The organism is Snodgrassella sp. ESL0304 (assembly GCF_013344995.1).
GTDB classification, from domain to species: Bacteria; Pseudomonadota; Gammaproteobacteria; order Burkholderiales; family Neisseriaceae; genus Snodgrassella; species Snodgrassella alvi.
This window is the reverse complement of the sequence record NZ_JAAEDR010000023.1, coordinates 1-1,152: the sequence shown is the minus strand read 5'-3', so window position 1 is coordinate 1,152 and position 1,152 is coordinate 1. Positions and strand designations below refer to the sequence as shown.

1 protein-coding gene is annotated in these 1,152 nt (G+C 35.2%); it reads left to right on the top strand.

Features of this window, described 5'->3' with window-relative positions; all coding sequences use genetic code 11:
- Positions 1-60 precede the first annotated feature (60 nt).
- Positions 61-1,142, top strand: a protein-coding gene (locus GYX91_RS10965) for an IS3 family transposase (RefSeq protein WP_370520391.1) whose coding sequence is annotated in 2 segments (ribosomal slippage) — positions 61-304 and positions 304-1,142 — 1,083 coding nt in all. Because the reading frame shifts where the segments join, the coding sequence is not laid out codon by codon here.
- The last annotated feature ends 10 nt before the right edge of the window (positions 1,143-1,152 follow it).

The window sequence follows — 1,152 nt, the reverse complement described above, 5'->3', positions numbered from 1 at the left end:
TAAAATAGTACAGCAAGAAAGTAGAAAATTCTCTATGATATTTTTAAGGAGAATTTCAATATGAAAAAATTTTCAGAGCATCAAATTGTATCTATTTTAAATGAAGCTGAAGTTGGCATCTCTGTCAAAGAGCTTTGCCGTAAATATGGTATGGCCGTTTCTACTTTTTATAAATGGCGAGATAAATATGGCGGTATGCAATCTTCGGATATTAAGCGCTTAAAACAGCTGGAAGCTGAAAATCGTAAACTCAAACAAATGTATGCCGAATTAAGCTTAACCTCTCAGCTTCAGCAAGAAATAATAAAAAAGCTATAGTGCCGACGTCAGTTCGTAAGAGTTGGGCACAAACACTTCAATCACAATACTGTGTGACAATTAAAATGAGTTGCGCCATTGTGAATTTAAGTCGCTGTGCTTACTACTACCAACCTAAATCGGCAGATGACTCTAGGATTATTTCGTTACTCAAGTCAATAACAGACAAGCATTTACGTTGGGGATTTCCTAAGTGTTTTCATCGAATCAGGAAACTGGGATATAAGTGGAATCATAAACGGGTTTATCGGGTTTATTGTCAATTAAAACTCAACATTCGCTCTAAACGAAATAAACGATTACCCCAGCGTTATCCACAACCATTATCAGTACCAAGTCGTCTGGGAGAATGTTGGTCAATGGATTTTATGAGTGATCGTTCTGAAAATCATCGTAGATTTAGAACCTTTAATGTTATTGATGACTTTAATCGTGAGGCATTGGGCATTGATATTGCGGTCAGTTTATCGGCAGGTAGAATTACCCGGTATTTAGATAGACTGGCTCAATATCATGGTTATCCATTAAAAATACGAGTTGATAATGGAGCAGAATTTACTGCCAATAGATTCACAGGCTGGGCAAAATTACATGGAATAAGCATAGATTACATTAAACCTGGTAGTCCTTATCAAAACGGCTACATAGAACGATTTAACCGAACATATCGAACGGAGGTATTAGATTTGTATTTATTCAAAAATCTGGAACAAGCAAGAAAAATAACGGAAGAATGGTTAGAAATATATAACACAGAAAGACCGCATGAAGCATTAAATAATATGACACCAATTGAATATAGAAACATGAAACAAATAGCATGATTTTCTACTT